Source organism: Adhaeribacter arboris (assembly GCF_003023845.1).
Taxonomy (GTDB): domain Bacteria; phylum Bacteroidota; class Bacteroidia; order Cytophagales; family Hymenobacteraceae; genus Adhaeribacter; species Adhaeribacter arboris.
Genome location: NZ_PYFT01000001.1, coordinates 6,247,721 through 6,268,824 on the forward strand (window position 1 = coordinate 6,247,721; position 21,104 = coordinate 6,268,824).

A 21,104-nucleotide genomic window follows, 5' to 3' on the forward strand; every position below is an offset into this window, starting at 1 on the left:
TGTGTGACTAGATTAAAATATTTGCTTCATCTGGCTATATTTCTGCAAACCGGACTGGGCTTTTTACCAGCTTGTACCCAAACTTCGGAGAAAAAGGCGGGATTACTGGGCAATTCGTCTGATTCTGATAATATTAATAATTTATACGAATTTGCTCATCAGAATCTGTCGGATATGGATACGATTAGAAAAACGGCAGATGTATTATTGCAGATGGGGAAGCAGAACCCGGATGCATTATTAAAAGGAAAAATTTTAAAAACCAAGTACTACTGGCTTACGGGTAATTACCAAAATGCCATGCGCACGGGCGTCCAAACCTTGGCTTTGGCCCAGCGTTCGGAGCTAAATCCGGAATTACCCGTTATTTATTCCATGCTGGGCAACCTGTATAAAGAAAAAAAGAATTATCCCAAAGCGCTCGAGTGCGCAGGAACTGGGTTACAAGCAGCGGAAGCGTTAAAAGACACGGCGAACATCATCTATCTTACGCAACTAAAGGCCATGTTCACGCGCAGCTATGGTACCGAACTAAAAGATACAACTTTCATTCAGCAATCTTTCCCGATTTATTTAGCCGGGTTGCGACTCGCCGAAAGCTCCGTTAAGTTTGAGAAGAACCGGACTCCTTTTTATAACAATATTGCCCAATACTTTCTCTACGACCAAAAAGATTATAATAAAGCCATTAGTTACGCGCAAAAAGCTTTGGCGAATGGTATTAAACACCGGCAGCTTGCTTCTTTACATTATACTTACGATTGGCTGGGTGAAGCCTATTTTGAATTAGGGCAGAAAGCAAAAGGATTAAGTTATTTACGGGAGGCCTTACAAATTGCTCAGCAGGTAAACCGGCCCTACCGGGTAATGGAAATATACCAGGTAATAGCCCGCTATCACCAGCAAATGGGTAATTATCAACAAGCTTTGGTTCATTTCACGAAGTACGACTTACTGCGTGATTCGCTGGCTTTGCTGGAAAACCTGAAGCTAATGAACGAACTGGAAGTACAATACCAGGCCGGTAAAAAAGAGCAGGAGATAAATGTTCTGAAACAAATAAGTAAAACCCGGTCGGTGCAAATAACCTGGGCCTTAGGGGTGGTGGGTATTTTGTTACTATCGGGGGTGATTTTTGGTTTGCAGTTCCGGACTATCCGGCGGAAAAATAATTTGCTGAACGTGCAAAACGAACAAATAAACGAGCAAGCCGAAAAATTAAAATTACTGATGAAAGAACTGCACCACCGGGTAAAAAATAATTTACAAATTGTGTCGAGTCTCTTGAGTTTACAATCGAACCGGCTCGTAGACGAAGACGCGAAAAAAGCCGTAAAAGTGGGACGGCAACGCATCGAGGCCATGTCTTTAATTCACCGGAGTTTATACCAGCAAGACAATCCGAATCTGGTGAACATGAAAGAATACATTACCGACTTAGCCGAAAGTTTAATGGAAAGTTTTGGCCTGAGCAAAGAAGAATTAAAGTTAGATTTATGCATTACGGTTGCCGAACTGGATGTAGATAAAGCCTTGCCTCTAGGCCTAATTATTAATGAGTGGGTTACCAATGCTTTTAAATACGCGTACCACCAAGTGCCCGAACCATATTTACAAGTTGAATTGCATCATACCAACGGTCTGCACTTATTCATCCGGGATAATGGGCCGGGTTTACCGGCTATGGTGTGGGAAAAACCGCAAACTTCCTTTGGTTTAAAATTAGTGAAAGTCCTCAGTAAACAATTAAACGGTACTTGCGCCGTAGAAAATCAGAATGGTACTACTTTTACGCTTCATATACCGGAAACTACCCTTAAAAAAGCAGGCTAAATTCTATGGCAGAGGGTAACGTGCGCATTTTAATTGTAGAAGACGAAGGTATTCTGGCAATGGGCCTGGAAGATGCTTTAATGACGGATGGGTACGAAGTGGTGGGAATCGCCGATAATGGACCGGAAGCCATTACCTTATTAAAAGAAAATTCGGTTGATTTGGTTTTACTCGATATTCACATTAAAGGCGATTGGGACGGCATTGAAACGGCGAAGCACATTCGCGCGCTAAAAGATATTCCTTTTATTTACCTCACAGCCTTTGCCGACGAGGCTACCGTTAACCGGGCCAAAGATACTTTCCCGGCCGCTTACCTTACCAAACCGTACCAGCAAACCAACCTCCGCATTGCCATTGAAATGGCCTTGCACCAATTTGCGTTCCGCAAGGAGAATAATGCCAAAGTAATTCCGTTGCATAAACCAGGCGAGAAAGATAAAATGGCACCTTCCGCCGAAACCATCCTGGCTATTAACGATGCTATTTTTGTGAAGCAAAATTACCGCTTTCTTAAAATAGTTCTGGCCGACATTCTGGTGTTGGAGGCCGATAGCAATTTTACCTACATCTACACCCTGGAAAATAAATTTATCCTGCGGTGCTCCCTGCAACACGTAGTCGAAAAAATAAGCCTGCCGCAATTAGTGCGGGTGCACCGGTCTTTTGCCGTTAATCTGCAGCACCTGCAAACCTTTAACGATAGTTTCGTGGTAATTGGCAAGCACGAAGTGCCTTTGGGCCGCAATTACAAAGAAGAATTTTTTAAGCATTTCAATTTTCTGTAAGCCTCCGTTTACATACAACCTTCTATTTTTCGCATACAAACCAGCGTAGTTAACATACTATTCGTCCTACTGCCTTTTTCCATTACCTACATTCAGGCTAAATAATTAACCAAACGGGTAAAGCTCGCTAGCGCCACTTACTCGAATTAATTTTTAGTTCCGGGACCCGCGTCTGTAAAGCGGGGGAAAGCATCTGTTCTAGTCACTTTTAATTTATTTTAAATCATTGGTCATGAAACACCATTATCTCCGCTTTTTAGGATTATTCTTCCTGTTTTTTCTGGGCATAGGCAGCGCCTCGGTTTTTGCCCACGATTTTTACTATGATATTAATTATGAGCAAGGAAATGGACGAATTAAGATTGTTGTTTCGGTAAACGAAGACGATTGCAGTACCTGTAAAGACAATACCCTACAGGATTTGGATATTACCTACCGGTCACCGCAAGATGGACAATATTATTTTTTACTCCGCGATGCCAGTTATGGTAATCGGGATGGCACAAATAAAAGTTTTTGGATGGAAAATGGTGGCTCTGGTTGGGATGGACAGTACGATAAACAATATTACTACATCAATATCCGCCCCGAATGGATGGGCCAAACGGTAACTATTAAAACGCACTACGACTGGGGCGACAGAGACGATCCCAACGGGGATAGATACAACGATATTTACATTCCGAACATTGCCTCACCCACTATTACTTCTGCTTCCAACGGCGAACAAACCGAAGTTAGATTAACCTGGGATAAACCAGCTACCAATGGCTATGCTCAAAATAAAATAACTTATCAAGTGTATCAGAATAACCGGATAGTAGGCTATTTGGATTATAATACCACTTCTTTTACCGATGTTACTACCCAAAATGGCGGGAAGTACGAGTACCAGGTAAAAACCAACGTAGCTTTTGTAAATAGCCGTTCTTATACTTCTGCAAGTAATCCGGCCAGTACCCGTACTGCCTGGAAAAATGCCCAATTAGCGCTTACTCCTACCTACGTTCCCTGCGCTACCGGTATTACCTTAATCTGGCCTAAACCCAACTTAGACGGAGCATATTCTTACAAGGTATTACGAAGTGCCCGGCCCGACTTTAGTACCATCACCAATACCTTTGACGTTAACGGGGGGCTAAACACGCTTACTTATTTTGATGATACTAACTTACAACACCAAAAATCGCATTATTATAAAATTCAGGTTATCCGGCCGGATAAGCAAGTAGCGACGGAGTTAACTTCGGAGGTTGCGAGCATTACGCCCGATTTAAGTCCGGCAACTCCGCAAATTGTGTTACTCGAAAGTGGGGTAAATTTTAAAATTTCCTGGAACGGTTACTCCTGTCAGAGCCTCACTAATTTTAAACTAATCCGGAAAGTAATGCAAGCGGGTAACGTGGTTTCTAATACTACCATTAACGTGGACCCAAAGCCTGGTTCGTGGGTAGATGATAAGCTACAAGCCTGTAATACCTACGAGTACCAGCTGGTAGCCGTAAACCAATACGCCGAAGTAGCCGGTAATATTGTCAGCAAAGCCGTGCCCGATCAGATTGTCGATGCTCTGGAATGGGACACAGAGTTAAGCGAACGGAATAATCCGCAAAATCCTTTTTACAACCACGATTATAAATTTAAAGCTTCGAAAGGGTTCTTCACCAGTTATATTCAGCTGCAATGGGATGCCAAATACAAGAGTCGCATCGAAAATTATGAAATTTACCGAAAAATTGCCGGTACCAATAATACCCGGGAACTGGTGCACGTGGCCGAAGGCGGTAGCTCCACGCTCTGGCTCGATGAGTTTGCCGAGGCCAATACCATTTACGAGTATACCATTGAAGGCGTAGCCGCTTGTAACGGACAACAAATCAAAACCCGCGTGGCCAAAGCCTTAGGCTTCCGGGCGCCGTTTGGTACCGTAAGCGGCCGCATTTATTTTGAAGGCGGCCAGGTGGTAGAAAATGTGCAGGTACGGGCGCGCAACACCGATGGAGCGGCGGGCAAAGCTCTTGCATTCCCGGATAATAAAGCTGCCTTTGATATTAAAGCCTCCCGCATTTTCTGGCCTAGCCAGGAAGGTTGGTCGCTCGAAACTTGGCTACGGCCAAATGATATAAATACTAACTACGTACTCTACGATCATTACCAGAATGGGCAAGGTTTACAAATAAGCTACGAAGGCAAACACTACATTTTAACGGCGGGAGCGGAGCAGGTGCGTATTAATCCGGGCGATTTGCTCAAAGACGGCGAATTTCATCACTTGTCCGTTAGTATCAATACCGTTTCCCGGCAAGTACAATGGGTCGTGAACGATTCCGTTTTTGCCAGCCAGCAACTCACCACGGCTTTTCAGCCCCACAGTAACCTCGATCTGCCTTTAGTTTTTGGCAACAACCGCGCCTACAACCAAGGATTTCAGGGTATATTGGATGAAGTTAGAATCTGGAACAAACCCCGAACCGCTGCGCAACTAGTGCAGGATTACAGCCGGTTTTTAGATGGGAGCGAACCCGGTTTAATTGCCTACTGGAAATTAAACGAAGGCTTCAGTGATTTTGCTTTCGACGGCTCGCGGGTCGATCGAAAATATAACGAAAACCACGCGAAGCTAAGAGGCAGCTACGAATGGACTACTACTATTCCGTCGGAAGACCAATTGGCCAACGTCGCCTATACCGATAATAAAGGAAATTACCGCCTCACCAACATTCAATTCCGAGGTTCCGGCGAAAGCTTCGAAATAACGCCGCTGCTGGGAGTACATACGTTTGATCCGAATTCGCTTTTGTTATTCATCGGGGAAGGAGCACTGAGCCACAACGGGAAAGATTTTAAAGATATCTCCTCGTTTATTACCAAAGGCAGTGTGCGGTACCTAGGCACTTCTTTTCCGGTACAAGGCGTGCAAATGCTCGTAGATGGCAAAACCTTACTGAATGCCAGTAACGTGCCGGTAATGTCGGATGCCAAAGGAGAATTTGAAGCCCGGGTGCCGATTGGTCAGCACGTATTGTCGTTTGTAAAGAACGGCCACGTATTTCAGAATGCGTATTGGCCCGCCGAAAACCAACCTCACGATTTTCAGGAACATTTACGCGGGCAACTCGAAATCATCGATACCACCAAAGTAAAACTAATCGGCCGGGTAGCGGGCGGCCAAGTGCAAGGCGATAAACCCTTAGGCATGGGCCTTTCTAAAAATAATTTAGGTACCGCCAAAATAATTTTAGAACCCGAAAAAGGCGGCGACCTGGATGAATCCCCCATAAAATTCCAGAAAACCATTGACTTAACTACTGATTCGCAAACCGGCGAATATGCTGCCTGGATAATACCGGAGCGGTTTATTGTGAAAGACGTGAAAACCAATAACGTGCTTACCGATGGCTCGCGCTATACTTTTGGCGAGCAGCCCATCCTGGATTTAAGTTTACCGGTGCAGAATTTACGCTGGGAGTACCAAATCGATGATAAAGGTAAGAAAGTAGATTCGGCCAGTTACCACTTCAGTAAAAAGTATGTCCTGCACAATCAAACCAAGTGGGCCATTAATAACAACGAACTCATCGGCGAGAAAAAAATGAAACTCGGCGAAAACAGTCCCGAGATTGACCTGGCCGGTAAACCCTTTGGCGCCCCGGTGTTTCTCATGAATGCCCAATATGAGTTTCCTATCCGGTTTTTTGAAGAATACGAAAACGCCGACGACCACGACAAAGAACTGGTGCCGGTAACTAATGCCAAAATTAAAATTGTAAATAACTGGAAGCAGGGTAGCCCCGATGAAGAACTTATCCTCAATAATCCGCAAGGTATTTACAATTATAAATTCCGGGCCGGTAGTCCTAATTTAAGCGGTACTTATACTTATAATTTTTCGGCGGCTATTAAAATTGGCGACCAGTCTTACGCCGATTTGGGAACTCAGCCCGGCTACATTCTGGGGCAAGTTACGTCGGGTTCCGGTTTTGTTACCAAAGGTCCGGACGTAGTAGAATTTATTTTACGCGATCCGCCGGGTACCAATAGTTACGCTTATTTGAGCAAAGGTTCTACTACTACCAAAACCATGTCTATTATAAACACCGGCGGTAGTACTCAAACCATTAATCCAAGTTTTTATCTGGGTTTAAGCACTACGGTAGCGACAGGGGTCGGCGTAGCGGTATTGAATGAATCGGACGTAAAACACATTATTTCTAACCAGGAAGAAATTACCGAAAAACGCACGGAAACTGGCCAGTTAGTAGAAAGTATAAGTGTAACCGAAAGTTGGAAAACCAGCGCCGATCCAGGATTAGTAGGCCGTGATGCCGACTTATTTGTAGGCCGGGCCATGAATTTTATTCTGGGTAAAACCGAAACCCTGGAGATATTAGAACTAAAACCGCCGTTCGATCAATTGCCACATTCGGCGCCTTTTACTTACCAAGGCAAAACCTACGCTTTGGTGCGCCGGCAAGGCATTGCGGCGGCGCAGGACAATTTTAGCACCCGGTTTATGTACACGCAGCAACACATTCAAAATAATCTGATACCAGATCTAAAAAAATTCAGGAATAGTTTATTGCTGCGCGGCGATGGGGTGTATACTTCCAACTTTGCTAAAAATGATCCTAAGTTCGGCGCGGATAATTACGACAAGAATTTATTTGGCGGCGCAGCCCTGCCTAAATCCGATGAAGGCGTAGCTACCCGCGGCGCTTACACGGGGCCTAGTTACCGGTTTAATCCGGTTAAGACGAGCGATCCGGATTCAGTGTATCTGCTGAACCAGCAAATAACGCTCTGGGAAAATGCGCTCCGCGATAATGAGCAAAATAAATTAGATGCGAAAACCAAAGGATCCGCCGAAGGTATTAACAATGTTTCCTTCGATGGCGGGGTAACCCAAACCTGGGAAAAAAGCTTGAATTCGCTTTGGGGCACGAATACTACCGTAGAAGTAACGGCCGATGCTTCTATTGAACTGGTTACTGGATATACTTTTAATAAATTTGGGCTATCCGTACGCTTAAAAGCTAATTTCTTTGATAATTTTTCCGGCTCGGCTGGTGAATCCACGAACGAAGCTTTAACCTTCGGCTACGTATTAGCTGATGGCGATAAAGGGGATTTTTACAGTGTGGATGTTATTGACCCTTCGGCGATTAAATTTTTAAACGACAAAGGCGACCACGTCGTGTGGGCCGATTACTACGGGGTAAAGGATGATTTTGCCGCCCGGAAAGCAAATTACAACAATGGTTTTTATTCGCCCATGTTTTACACCCGCGGTGGGCAAACTTCCTGCCCCTACGAAGGCGACGAAAAAACGCAATACTACCAGCCCGGTAAAATATTAAACGCCGCCACTCTGCGCCGCGAGAAACCCGAGATTAACGTCGAGAACAATATGGTTACCGGCGTACCGGAAACCAATGCGGCTGTTTTTAAACTGTTACTCCAAAACAACGGCGACTCCGAGGAAGATATCTGGTACGGCGTGCAGGTAGATGAAAATTCTAATCCGAATGGCGCGGTGATTACCATCGACGGCTCTACCCCCAACCGGGCGTTCCGGGTGCCGCACGGCGAAGTTGTAGAAAAAATACTAACGGTAAAAAAAGGTCCCGGCGCGGTATTTAACTACGAAAACCTGGGCATTGTGCTGCACTCGCTTTGCGAACCCGGCCTGGTTGCCGATACGGTAAAAATTTCGGCTTTCTTTGCGCCGGCTTGTACGCCCGTTACGATGCTGGCTCCCCTGGATAATTGGCTCGTGAATGTGGATGCCCAAGGGAAAGTTCCCGTTCAGCTAAGCGGTTACGACGTCAACCTGCGGTCGTTTAAGAGCATCGAAATTCAGTATAAATCTACGGCTTCCAACACCTGGGCGACTATTCATACTTTCTTTAATAAAGAAGCCGATTACAATGCGGCTATTGCGCAAAACAAAGATGCCGCCGTTTCTAAAATTGCCGGTAAAACCACCCTTAACTTTAGTTGGGATATTACCGACTTACCGGACCGCAATTACGAACTACGGGCCAAATCCAATTGCACCGACGGTTCGGTGAGTTATACCGAAGTAAAAAAAGGCTTGAAAGACGTGGTACCGCCGCTGGTATTTGGGGCACCGCAACCCGCCGACGGTATCTTATCGCCCAACGATGAAATTATGATTCAGTTTGCCGATGCGGTAGAAGCCGGATTGATCAACAAGAGCAATATTACCGTGCGGGGCGTGCTGAACGGCTCGAACCTGGCGCACGGCGCTTTCCTGCATTTTGACGGCAAACAGGGACATGTCCGGATTCCGGAGGGCCTACAACTGAATAACCGTTCTTTCACGGTAGAGTTCTGGGCCCGCGTACAATCTAACACCGCTACTACCGACCGGACTATCTTTACGCAAGGTACCGGAGCCGAAGCCATCACCATTGGTTTTGATAAAACGGGTAAGCTGTTTACCGGTTGGGGTGCCACGCCCCGAGTATTAGCCGATAAAACTTTAACAGCGGGTAGCTGGCAACATTACGCGGTAGCCTTCGACGCCACGGCTAATAAAGTAGGTCTCTACGGCAACGATCAGTTATTAGCCGAGAAAAATCAGGTGGAGGTAGTTGCTATTCAAGGACCTGTATCCATTGGCCTTTCACTGGTCGGGGATAAGGCTTTTCAGGGCGATTTACACGCGCTCCGCGTGTGGGACCAGTTTAAAACCCGCGACGAAGTATACGCTGGTCAATCCATCCGGTCAAACGGCGGCGAACGCGGATTGGTAGGTTACTGGCCCTTCAACGACTTAAAAGGAACTGCCGCGAAAGATCTGGCTAGGGCCTTGCACGCCGAAGTAGCCGCCCAGTGGGTAGCCGAACCGGCCTCGAAAGCCATTTCCTTAAAAGGTAACGGTTATGTACAGGTGAGCAGCGGCCATACGCCCATCACTAAAGACGGCGACTTTACCCTCGAATTCTGGTATAAAGCCGGTGCCGATGCCGCTAAAACCGCTTTATTTTCGGCGGCCTTACTTAATACCGAGGTAAAATGGTCTTTAGAGTTCGACGATCAAGGCGCTATTTTCCTAAAACAAAATAGTCTTCTCATGAATGCCGTAGATCAGAATACCTTGGATAGTAAATGGCACCACTTGGCCATGGTAGTAGATCGAAGGGGCAATCTATCGTTCTTAGTGGATGGAGCCCTTACCAATTACCGCAAGGCCGAGGCCTTGGCTCCCTTAACAGTTCCGGCTTTGTACTTCGGGGTGCGGTATGATCAGACTTCCACGGCGGGCGGAACCCCTAAAAACTCTTTTACCAATTATTTTAAAGGTCAGTTAGACGAAATTCGTTTCTGGAACTCGGCCCGTACCGCCGAACAAATAAACCGCTCTCTAACCACTAAGCTGCCCAACGATCTGGCCGACTTACAAATTTACTACCCCTTCGAAGCCTACCAGGATAACAGCGGCGTAATGCTTTCGGTGGAATCAAAACAGGAGCAAAGCGGCAAAACCACGGACCAGGCTACTTTGATAAATGCTACTTACACCAACGAATCACCTAAAATTGACCGCCCACAACCGGAGCAAAAAGTAGATTTTAACTACGTGATAAACAACGATAAAATGCTGATTACCCTGAACGAACCGCAGGAATTAGTGGAGAAAACTATTCTGGATATAACGGTGCAGGGCGTTATGGATAAAAACAGCAACGTCATGCCCGGCGCGAAAACCTGGTCGGTGTTTGTGGATAAGAATCAGGTAAAATGGGTGGATTCTAACCGTCGTTTCGAAAAAGAAGTAAATAAACCATTGCAATTCGAAGCCGAGATTACCAATTTGGGCGGCAACCAGGAAAGTTTTCGGATTGATGGCCTGCCGGGTTGGTTAACGGTTAGCCCGGCTAGTGGTTCCATTGAGCCTAATAGTCGCCAAACCCTGGTATTTACCGTGAGCGAAAGCGTAAATAGGGGCCGGTATACCGAGGATATTTTGCTCCGCACCAATTTTGGTTACGACGAGAAATTAGCTTTGCACCTGAAAGTATTTACCCCGGCTCCGGATTGGAACGTGAATCCGCGCAACTTCAGCCAATCCATGAGCATTATCGGGCAGGTAAAAATTAACGATCAGTTTTCGATTAACCCCGACGATAAAGTGGCCGCCTTTGTCAACGGGCAATGCCGGGGAGTGGCGCAACTCGAGTACGTACCCGCCTACGATCGCTACTTGTTTTTCATGCAAGTGTACGGTCAGGGTACCGCCAATGAAAAAATAAGCTTCCAGATTTGGAATGCCGATTTGGGCGTAACCCATTCCGATGTGATTCCTTCTACCCTGGCATTTCAGGACGGAATGGTACAGGGCTCCACCGCTAACCCATATCTATTAACCGCCAACAACATTATTTACCAGGAACTGGACTTAAAGACGGGCTGGAACTGGGTTTCTTTTAACGTAGACGTGAAAAATAAAGATCTGGCTTCGGTTCTGGACCCAACGGCTATCGACCGTAGTTCGGTATTCATGTCACAAGATTGGGTAGCGGATTATTCGGCCGGGGTATGGTCGCCGCCGGGTAAACAGGTTAGCAACGTAGCCGGTTATTTACTAAAAGTAGGAGCGGCCACTAAGCTGAAAGTTAAAGGTAGTATGTTAAACCCGGCTAACGAGATTATTACCCTCAAAAAAGGCTGGAACTGGATAGGCTACACCCCGCAGGTGAGTATGCCGGTGCCGGATGCTTTAGCGGGCGTTACCTTAGCCAACGGCGACATCATTAAAAGTCAAACGGATTTTGCCATTTACGACCAGAATAAAGGCTGGGTAGGTAGTTTGAAAACGCTTAAAACGGGTCAAGGCTACCGCCTTCAATCTTCGCAGAAAACCGATCTTAAATTTGCCTATCCGAAAACTTCCGTTAATTCGGGTAATCGCCTCGCTAACGATGAGTCGCCACTAGCTAAATTGGTTAACCCAGGAATCTACCGGTATAACATGAACCTGGTGGCCGAGATTGCCTCAAATCAAATAACCGAAGAAACCGGAATTCTGGTGCATACTACTAACGGGGAAAAAGTAGGTTGGGGTACCGCTTATAAGGTAGAAGACAAAGTTTTGTTTTTCATTACGGTGTTTTCGAACCAGGAAAATCAGCAAGTGCATTTCTCTTACCACGATGAAAGCGGCAACTTGCTGGTTAACTTGAAAGAAACTATGGTTTTCCGGAGCGAGCAAATTACCGGCACTATTCAGCAACCATTCCGGTTTACTCTTAATGGTTCTTGGGAAAAACCACTGGTCAATACTTTAAAAGCAGCCCGGGTGTACCCTAATCCGTTTACCGAAACCTTTACGGTAGAGTGGCAAAATAATCCTAATGAAACTACTACCCTGGATCTGTACGATATGGCCGGCCGACAAGTAAAAAGACTCTGGCAAGGCCAAATGGCGACAGAACAAGGTACTTATGTATGCCCGGTGCAACAACAAGCTGCTTTAAAAGCCGGCGTTTACTTGCTGCGGATTACCCAAGGCTCGAAGCAGGAAATTGTTAAAGTAATCAAAAACTAAATTTTTGGTATTACCCGGCGAATATACCGGGTAATACCAAAAATTTCCCGCACCGGTAATAGCGCGAAAGTTAATGTGCAAGAGTCCTTCCGAACACTTTTTACCCCTTGGTGACTTTAAAACAAAAAACAGGTGCCAGTATTTTGTTCAGATTAACCCTTACTACAGACTTTTTTCATTTCCTTACAGATTCAGAAATTGGGTTGAAAAGCAAGCCTAACGATACATAAAATATCCGGTTGTTATTACTGTACTGGGTAAAATAATTCATGTTCAAATTTCTGGTTCTATAGAATTTTAGATGAGTTAAGATTTACACTGGAACAAATCCTGGTTTTACAAAATACTTAGCCTACAATGGCTGAATGGTAGGCTGCTCTATTTAGGTTGGTTTATCTTAAAAAAGCATGTATACGTGCTAGTTTAGATTTATCTATTACTAATTAATATAGTAATCAGATAATTTTCAATAGTATTTAAATTTGATTCATGATTTTTTAATACAAATTGGTAAGATTTATAAATGTGACAATATAATACCAGTTTCTAGGATTGATATTTACTGCGCCTAAAATAGAAATGTTGTAATTTAAATAAAAAAATTTATCATTAAATCGTAGTAAATGCAATTAATAGGCTGGTTATAGCTTGAAAAAGCAAATTTATGTAGTAGCTGATAAAATAAGGAAAGGGAACGTTTTTGGGGAGAAAAGTAAGTATTGTAGAATAAAATGATAAATGAGTATTACTTCTGAGCCTTTATTTGGGTTTACCTTGGTTGATTCATTTTAGAGTTGTTCGTCAGTATTACTATCACCCAAATTAACAGTGCCCATGAAAAAAAATACTCATTCTTGGCAACGTAAAAATTGCGTTTTACTAAGGCTGCTTGCTTTCAGCGGAGCCATCGACTCCAAAGCAGCATTAGTAGCCTATCATAAAGCAGTTATCAGAACCGTAAACCAAAGCCTGGGGCCTGGAAGAACCTTCTAACTCCAACGAGGCGGTTTACGCCGACCTGGATAATGACGGCGATCTGGATTTAGCTGTTAATAACATCAACGCCGAAGCTTTTATTTACCAGAACAACGCCGAGAAGCTCGAAAAAAATAATTTTTTAAAAATTAAGCTCAAAGGGGTGGCTCCAAATCAGGAAGGTATTGGCACTACATTCGCCTGAAAAACAAAGGCCAGCAACAATTCTACGAACACTACTTAACGCGCGGTTTTAAATCATCCATTGACCCGGTTATTTATTTTGGTTTAGGCAAAGCGCCAGTAATGGATAGCCTGGAAGTAACCTGGCCCGACGGAAAATACCAGTTACTCACGAAGGTAAAAGCTAATCAGGTTTTAGCAATATCATACCAAAACACCACAAATGCCAAGCCAATGGCAAAACCAAATCCTGAACCTTTTTTTAAAGAAGTAGCCGCCGAACACGCCATTGCCTATAAACACACCGAAGAAGATTACATCGATTTTAAGAATCAGCCTTTAATTCCGCATAAATTATCGCAGTATGGGCCCGGTTTAGCGGTAGGTGATGTAAACCAGGATGGTCTGGACGATTTTTTCGTGGGTGGCTCGGCCCGGAAAACCGGAACTATTTTTTACCAAAATAAAAACGGCAAATTCACGGGTAAATCTATAAGCTCAGTTCCCAACACCGAAGACAATACCGGCGCTTTGTTCTTCGATGCCGATAACGACCAGGATTTGGATTTGTACGTAGCCACCGGCGGCAACGAGCATCTGGACCCGCAATATTATTTACACCGCTTGTATAAAAACGATGGCAAAGATAATTTCACTTTAGATACGCAAGCCTTGCCGCAGATTATGGCCAGTGGTTCGGTAGTAACGGCCGCGGATTATGATAAAGGCGGCGACCTGGACTTGTTTGTGGGTGGGCGCAACAGCCCGAAAAATACCCCTCGCCGGGGCAAAGTTGCTTGCTGCAAAATAATAAAGGTACGTTCCGGAATGTAACCTCCAACTTGTGTAAAGAACTGGAAAATGCCGGCATGATAACCGCCGCCCTCTGGACCGACTTCGACCAGGATAACCAAGTAGATTTAATTGTTACCGGCGAATGGATGCCTGTGCTTTTTTTTAGAAATAACAACGGAATTTTTAAAAATGTGACGCGCCAGACCGGCCTGCCGCCTACCGAAGGCTGGTGGAACAGCTTAACCGCCGGCGATTTCGACAACGATGGAGACCTGGATTACGTAGCCGGAAATCTGGGTCTAAACTCACGCTACAAAGCATCAGCGGAACAACCGGTAACCTTGGTCGCCAAAGATTTTGATAAAAGCGGCAACATCGACCCGGTAATGGGCTATTACATTCAGGGCAAAAACTATCCGGCTCCGCCGCGCGACGCGCTCACCGACCAAATGGTAACGATGCGCAAAAGATTTCCGCGTTACTCTGATTACGGCGAAGCAACTTTTGATAAACTATTTACCCCGGAAAAGCTAAAAGATGCCCGGCAATTAAAAAGTCATCGCTTTACTAGCAGTTATATTCAAAACCAGAGCCAGGGCAAATTCAAGATAAAAGCTTTATCTACAGTGGCTCAGGTAGCGCCCGTATTTGGCATGGTAACCACAGATTTTAACCACGACGGCAACCTCGATTTGTTGTTAGTGGGTAATTCCTACGCTACCGAAACCGCCGTGGGCTACTACGATGCCTCGGTGGGCACTTGTTTGGCGGGTACCGGAAAAGGTACTTTTAGATCAATAGCTCCCAAAGTTTCCGGGTTTACTGTAGCTGGCGATACTAAGGCTCTAGCCCAACTCCTTACTACCGGTAATAAGCCCTTGTATTTAGTTACGCAAAATGCCGATAGCCTGAAAGTTTTTACTTCTACCTCCAACCAGAACTACCAGATAATTCCATTGCAGCCCACGGATGCTTATGCCGAGCTGCATTTTACAAACGGCAAAAAACACCGCGAAGAATTTTATTATGGTTCGGGTTATTTGTCACAATCCAGCCGGACATTAATTAGCCAAAACTTAGCTACGGTTTATATTACTGATTTTACCGGGAAGCAGCGGCAAATAGAGCTAGGTAGCAAAGCGGTTGCCCTACAAAGAACCCGGTAGCCGTATAAAAATTTAAAAAAATGCATTACTAATAGTTAATTTGTTAGAAGCCTGGTGTTTACCAGAAAATAAACTAATTATTAAACCAATGCCACGGAATTAAAACGGAAATAAGTTAAATTACTTCGTTTACTATTGGTCGATTTCGCTATGATTTTTAAAAAACAACTCTTTAAACTGCCGCTAGCCATTACTTTATTGGGGTTAGTAGCCTTGTACCTGGCCGCCTTTAAACCCGCCGATGATCCTGCGGTAAGAGCCCAATTAGCCACCGTTATTGAAAAGTCGATTAAAACCGAGATGCTGAATAAGTGGTATCCGCAAGCGGTAGATAAAGAAGCCGGTGGGTTTCTGAGTACTTTTTCCTACGATTGGAAACCCGTGGGGGAACAAGACAAAATGGTGGTAACGCAGGCGCGCCACATCTGGTCGAATTCCAAAGCCGCGCAATTATACCCCGACGTAGATTATTATCTACCCAGCGCCAAACACGGGGTAGCTTTTCTGCGCGATAAGATGTGGGATAAAACCAGCGGGGGCTTTTTTACTTTGGTAGACCGGCAGGGCAACGTGAAAGAACAAAACGGGGGCTACGCCGGGGGTGGCAAAAACGCCTACGGCAATGCTTTTGCTATTTATGCTTTGGCGGCTTATTATCAAGCTTCCGGCGATACCAGCGCCTTAAACCTCGCCAAAAAAACATTTAGGTGGCTCGAAAAATACAGCCACGACCCGGTAAACAAAGGGTACTACCAAACCCTGGCCGATGATGGTACGCCCATTCAGCGCACCAGCGAAGTTCCTTCTACTTCCGATGTGGGCTACAAAGACCAGAATAGTTCCATTCACTTGCTCGAAGCTTTTTCGGAATTATACCTGGTATGGCCCGACCCGTTGGTGCGGGAGCGATTACAGGAAATGCTGGTGCTCATCCGCGATACTTTGGTAAACCCTAAAGGATATTTAACCTTATTCTTTACCCCCGATTGGCAGCCCGTTAGTTTCCGCGATTCTTCCGAAGCCGCGATTGATAAGCACCACACCCTGGACGAAGTTTCTTTCGGGCACGACATTGAAACCGCTTATTTATTACTGGAAGCTTCGCACATCCTTGGTTTGCCGCACGATACCAAAACCATGGCCGTCGCTAAAAAATTAACCGACCACACCATCCGAAACGGTTTCGATAATAAAACGGGCGGGTTTTACGATGCTGGTTATTACTTTAAAGATAAAACGGGTATCACGATTATTAAAGACTCTAAAAACTGGTGGGCCCAGGCTGAAGGTTTAAATACCTTACTGCTCATGGCCGACCATTTCCCAAAAGACTCCCTGAACTACTTTAGCTTGTTCCAAAAAGAGTGGAATTACATCAATAAATACATCATCGACCACGAACACGGCGAATGGTTTATGGGCGGTATTGATAAAGAGCCCGACATGAAAACCGCGCAAAAAGGTCAAATCTGGAAAGCCTCGTACCACCAGTTCCGGTCCTTATCCAACATTGTACAACGCCTGCGGCCGGATAAAACGGCACCTGTTGCCCCTAAAAATTTAAAAAAGAGCGGCACTACTACTTTGGTTTTGCATTGGGATAAGTCTACCGATAACCGCAATTTAATTGGGTATAATCTGTATCAGAACGGCAAAAAAATAGGATTTACGCCTTTAACCAGTTTTGCTATGGCTAATGCCCCTAAGCTAAAAGGTAGTAAAATCACGATTAAAGCCATTGATTACCAAGGCAACCAATCAGCGGTTAGTGCGGCTATTACGCTTTAATAAAAGGTTTCACAAAATCTTTTAAAAAGTCCCCCTTCGGAGGGGGTAGGGGGAGGACAAACCCAGTAAGGTGCCCTTAGTACTAACCATTCTTAAAATATTTTAAATTACCTAAATCTATTTTCTAATCATGAAAAAAGTAATTTATTCCTTGAGTTTCGCGGCGCTGGTAGGCTTTGGAACTACCGATGCTTTGGCGCAAAAAGGAACGCCGATTTTCCCGCAAACGCCAGGCATGGAAGCGTACACGTACCGCGCAAGCTTTAAAAAAGGCGTAGCCGCTACTCTGGATTCCATTAAAGCCTTGGGCATTACCGAACTGGAAAGCGGAGCAAGTCCCAATGGCCTGACCCCGGAAGCTTACCGCAAAATGCTCGACGAACGCGGTTTAACCGTTCCCGCCATTGGCGCCGGTTACGATGATATCGTAAAAGACCCAGCCGAAGTAGCCCGCAAAGCCAAGGTTTTGGGTGCGAAATACGTAATGGTAGCCTGGATTCCGCATAAAAAAGAATTTACCCTGGACGATGCCAAAAAAGCTGCTGCCGATTTTAACCAGGCGGGTAAGGTATTGCAGGAACAAGGCGTTACCTTGTGTTACCACAACCACGGCTACGAGTTTCAGCCGTACCAAAACGGCACCTTATTCGATTACCTCGCCGAAAACACCGACCCCCAGTACGTGTCTTTTAAAATGGATATGTTGTGGGCGTACCATGGCGGCCAGGACCCGGTGAAATTGCTAAACAAATACGGTAGCCGCTGGAAACTAATGCACTTGAAAGATTTACGCAAAGGCGTAAAAGGTGATTTAACCGGCAATACTTCCACCGAAAACGACGTAGTGCTGGGTACCGGCCAATTAGATGTACCTGCTATTTTGCTGGCTGCTAAAAAAGTAGGCATCAAGCATTACTTCATCGAAGACGAAAGCCCGCGCTGGAGCAAGCAAGTTCCGAAAACGATGGCATATTTGAAAAGTTTGAAAGAGTAGTTTTTGTTCACATAGCGGCAGCAATTGCTATGCATCATCATTATGGCATTACTTTGACGCGGATTTACTTCCGGGCCTCGCTATTTGAGTAGTAGATTCTCGTTCGCATAGCAGCTGATGCTATGGTTTCTTGTTGAAGTTGTTTCATTGCTTGCTTCTTTGTTCTTTTTGTCTTGACACAAAGTAAGAGGCCCTCTGCCCCCAGAACCAAAAAAATCAAGACGCTAAAAACTCGCTGAACGCTCAAACAGTTTAGCGTCGGTTTCTGCACCTGGCCCAAGCTATTTGTTGCATAGTCAATGGAGGATAATATGTAATAAATAGTCATTAAACTAAAAAGCCCCTTGCAGTTATATGCAAGGGGCTTTTTAGTTTAATGACTATTTATTATTTCTTTGTTAACTACCTGTTATATTCAAGCCAGAATGAAGAATATTCATGCTGCTTATTTGTTGCAATCATTTAAAATAAACCCTATGCAGTAGCTAAGCGCAACAGACACCAGTTTGGCTGTGGATGGCCTTCTAAGGTTTCGGTGCGCAGCATTGCGAGGCACGAGCAAAGAAAGCTTAGACCAGCCCGGAAGAGCCAAACGAGGCCCGCCGGCCATGAGGCAAAACTTGAATCTAACAAGTTAGGTAGCACCAGAGCATGGAGACGGGTACCGGCTCCAAGTAATAGTATCAAAAAAGCTATCTTACCTAGTCTTTTGCATAGAAGCTTCTACTATCCTAATATATTTTAAATATTTCCTTTCTTCCTTTCTTTAACCGCGTAATCGGCAGCCCGAGCCGTGAAGGCCATATACGTTAACGAAGGGTTCTGGGTAGAGGTAGAAGTCATGCAGGCGCCATCAGTTACGAATACGTTTTTACAGGCGTGCATCTGGTTCCATTTGTTCAGGATGGAGGTTTTCGGGTCTTTGCCCATGCGGACGCCGCCCATTTCGTGAATATCGGAACCCGGAGCACTCTTGGAATCTACCGGTTTGATGTTAGTAAACCCAGCTTTGGTAAACATTTCGGTGAATTGCTCCAGGTAATCTTTAATCATTTTCTCGTCGTTGACGTCAAACGCCACCGAAAAACGGAGTTGCGGAATACCATAGGGGTCTTTCAAGGTTTTATCCAGGGTTATAAAATTACTTTCCTTCGGAATGGTTTCGCCCATCATCCAGGAGCTAACGTTCTAGGGGCCTAATATCGGGTTCAACAATTGCTCTTTTAAAGTAGCGCCAATGCCTTCTTTATTTTGCTGCATTCCTCTACCGCCACCAAAACCCGCCGCGTAACCTCTCAGAAAATCCGTTTCTTGCTTTTGTACATTCCGGAAACGGGGAATGTAGGAGTGATTCGGGGTTTTTCCATCGGTGGTTTTATCCATTAAACCTTCGAACTGCGCCGAAACACGAGCCCGGTAATTATGGAATGCTACGTATTTGCCTAACACGCCGCTCTCGTTACCCAAGCCATTTTCAAAGCGAGAAGAGGTAGAATTGAGTAAAATTAAATTCGTATTTATAGCGGATGCATTGACAAAAATAATTTTGGCGTAGTATTCCAGCATTTCTTTGGTGTTGGCATCTACTACCCGCACCCCAGTGGCTCGGCCTTTTTTATCGTCGTAAATAATAGAATGTACCACCGAATGCGGCCGCAACGTCATTTTGCCGGTTTTAGCTGCCCAAGGCAGGGTAGAAGCATTGCTGCTGAAATACCCGCCAAACGGACAACCCCGCACGCATAAGGCCCGGTGTTGACACTTGGCCCGGCCTTGCTGGTAATGCACTTCTTTGGGCTGAGTAAGGTGGGCGCAGCGGCCCTGAATCATTTGCCGGTCTTGGTAGTTTTTGGCGATTTGATCTTTAAAATAAGCATCGACGCAACTCATTTCGGTAGCCGGCAGAAACTCACCGTCGGGGAGGTGCGGTAGCCCGTCTTTGTTACCCGAAATACCGGCAAACTTTTCGACGTAGCTGTACCAGGGCGCTATGTCTTTGTAACGAATGGGCCAGTCTACGGCAAAACCGTCGCGGGCAGGGCCTTCAAAATCGAAGTCGCTCCAGCGCTGGGTCTGGCGCGCCCAGAGCAGCGACTTGCCGCCCACGTGGTAACCGCGCGTCCAGTTGAACGGTTTATCTTCGATATAAGGCTGCTCGCCATCTTTTACCACAAAATGCATGGTGGCTTCGTTAAACAAACCTCTTTTTTTGCTCTCAATCGGATTTTGCTTCTTAATTTCCAGCGGCACCTGGCCCCGGTGTTCAAACTCCCAGGGGTTTAAATTGGCGGTGGGGTAATCCACTACGTGTTTTACGTCGCGGCCGCGCTCCAGCACCAGGGTTTTTAAACCTTTGCCGGTTAATTCTTTGGCGGCCCAGCCGCCGCTAATGCCCGAGCCAATCACAATGGCATCGAAGGTCATTTCTTTTACTGCGTCTATAATTAAATTTGTCATTATTTCTGTAACTGAGCTTGGGAAGTTGATGCTGGAACGCAGCCGTAAAAATGCCCCGGAATCATTTTGTAATTAGTATGCTTGGTTAAGTAATACTCGGAAGTGAGATAGCCTTGCAAGGTTAAGTCTTTCACCAGCTTATAAAACGAAGACCAGTTGGGGTCGATGGAAATTTCCATGGTCGTTAATATTTCTTCGCGTTGTTTGGTGTTGCTGGTAGCAAAGGTTTTGGCGTAAGTTTGCTTGGCTAGTTGTTCGGCGGTGGCCAAGCCTTCCACCACGTTTTCCTGCACTTCCGGTTCGTAGCAATCGGCAATCATTTTGTGCACGAACGTAAAAATTTTTAAATCTTTGGCCCCGGGCGTGTCGGTGGCCGGTAGTATGGTTTCGGTAATTTCGGCCAGCAGGGCTTCTTGTTCCGGCGATAGGTAAGGCTTTACCGCCAAAATGGAAGTTTCGTTCCAGTTATTCGCCCAAGCCGGCAAAGCCACTAGGCTCCCGAAAGCCAAAGCCATGTTTTTAAGGGCTACTCGTCTTTTCATTTTTAAAAT

9 protein-coding genes and 1 pseudogene are annotated in these 21,104 nt (G+C 45.3%); 8 read left to right on the top strand and 2 right to left on the bottom strand.

All coding sequences use genetic code 11. From position 1 onward, the window contains the following. Positions 1-3 precede the first annotated feature (3 nt). The 8 genes from AHMF7605_RS25325 to AHMF7605_RS25355 all read left to right on the top strand — a co-directional run bounded on the left by AHMF7605_RS25325 (position 4) and on the right by AHMF7605_RS25355 (position 18,096). Positions 4-1,833, top strand: coding sequence for a tetratricopeptide repeat-containing sensor histidine kinase (locus tag AHMF7605_RS25325; protein WP_146153671.1), 1,830 nt, complete (start codon positions 4-6; stop codon positions 1,831-1,833). A gap of 5 nt (positions 1,834-1,838) precedes the next feature. Next, positions 1,839-2,621 (top strand): response regulator, encoded by a 783-nt coding sequence (locus tag AHMF7605_RS25330; protein WP_106932751.1) that lies wholly within the window; start codon positions 1,839-1,841, stop codon positions 2,619-2,621. 232 nt (positions 2,622-2,853) lie between these two features. Continuing rightward, positions 2,854-12,195, top strand: a complete 9,342-nt coding sequence (locus AHMF7605_RS25335; RefSeq protein WP_106932752.1) for a LamG-like jellyroll fold domain-containing protein — start codon at positions 2,854-2,856, stop codon at positions 12,193-12,195. 834 nt (positions 12,196-13,029) lie between these two features. Next, a complete protein-coding gene (locus AHMF7605_RS29965; RefSeq protein WP_158267618.1) occupies positions 13,030-13,188 on the top strand; it encodes a hypothetical protein in 159 nt (52 codons plus the stop codon). 183 nt (positions 13,189-13,371) lie between these two features. Continuing rightward, positions 13,372-14,187, top strand: a complete 816-nt coding sequence (locus AHMF7605_RS25340) for an ASPIC/UnbV domain-containing protein (protein WP_233219321.1) — start codon at positions 13,372-13,374, stop codon at positions 14,185-14,187. After that, entirely contained in the window at positions 14,151-15,314 is a 1,164-nt protein-coding gene (locus tag AHMF7605_RS25345) for an FG-GAP repeat domain-containing protein (RefSeq protein ID WP_146153672.1), read from the top strand. The genes AHMF7605_RS25340 and AHMF7605_RS25345 overlap by 37 nt, the downstream gene beginning before the upstream one ends. Before the next feature lie 150 nt (positions 15,315-15,464). After that, positions 15,465-17,102, top strand: a complete 1,638-nt coding sequence (locus AHMF7605_RS25350; protein ID WP_106932754.1) for an AGE family epimerase/isomerase — start codon at positions 15,465-15,467, stop codon at positions 17,100-17,102. A 130-nt stretch (positions 17,103-17,232) separates the two neighbouring features. Further along, complete coding sequence (locus AHMF7605_RS25355) at positions 17,233-18,096, top strand: sugar phosphate isomerase/epimerase family protein (protein ID WP_106932755.1); 864 nt, start codon at positions 17,233-17,235, stop codon at positions 18,094-18,096. A 741-nt stretch (positions 18,097-18,837) separates the two neighbouring features. On the opposite strand, the pseudogene AHMF7605_RS25360 reads toward AHMF7605_RS25355, so the two are convergent. Continuing rightward, a pseudogene (locus AHMF7605_RS25360) lies at positions 18,838-20,553 on the bottom strand (GMC oxidoreductase). Beyond that, the gene (locus tag AHMF7605_RS25365; RefSeq protein ID WP_233219250.1) at positions 20,553-21,095 is read right to left on the bottom strand and encodes a gluconate 2-dehydrogenase subunit 3 family protein; all 543 of its coding nucleotides are present in this window, start codon (positions 21,093-21,095) and stop codon (positions 20,553-20,555) included. Before AHMF7605_RS25365 ends, AHMF7605_RS25360 begins: the two are co-directional and overlap by 1 nt. Between the last annotated feature and the right edge of the window lie 9 nt (positions 21,096-21,104).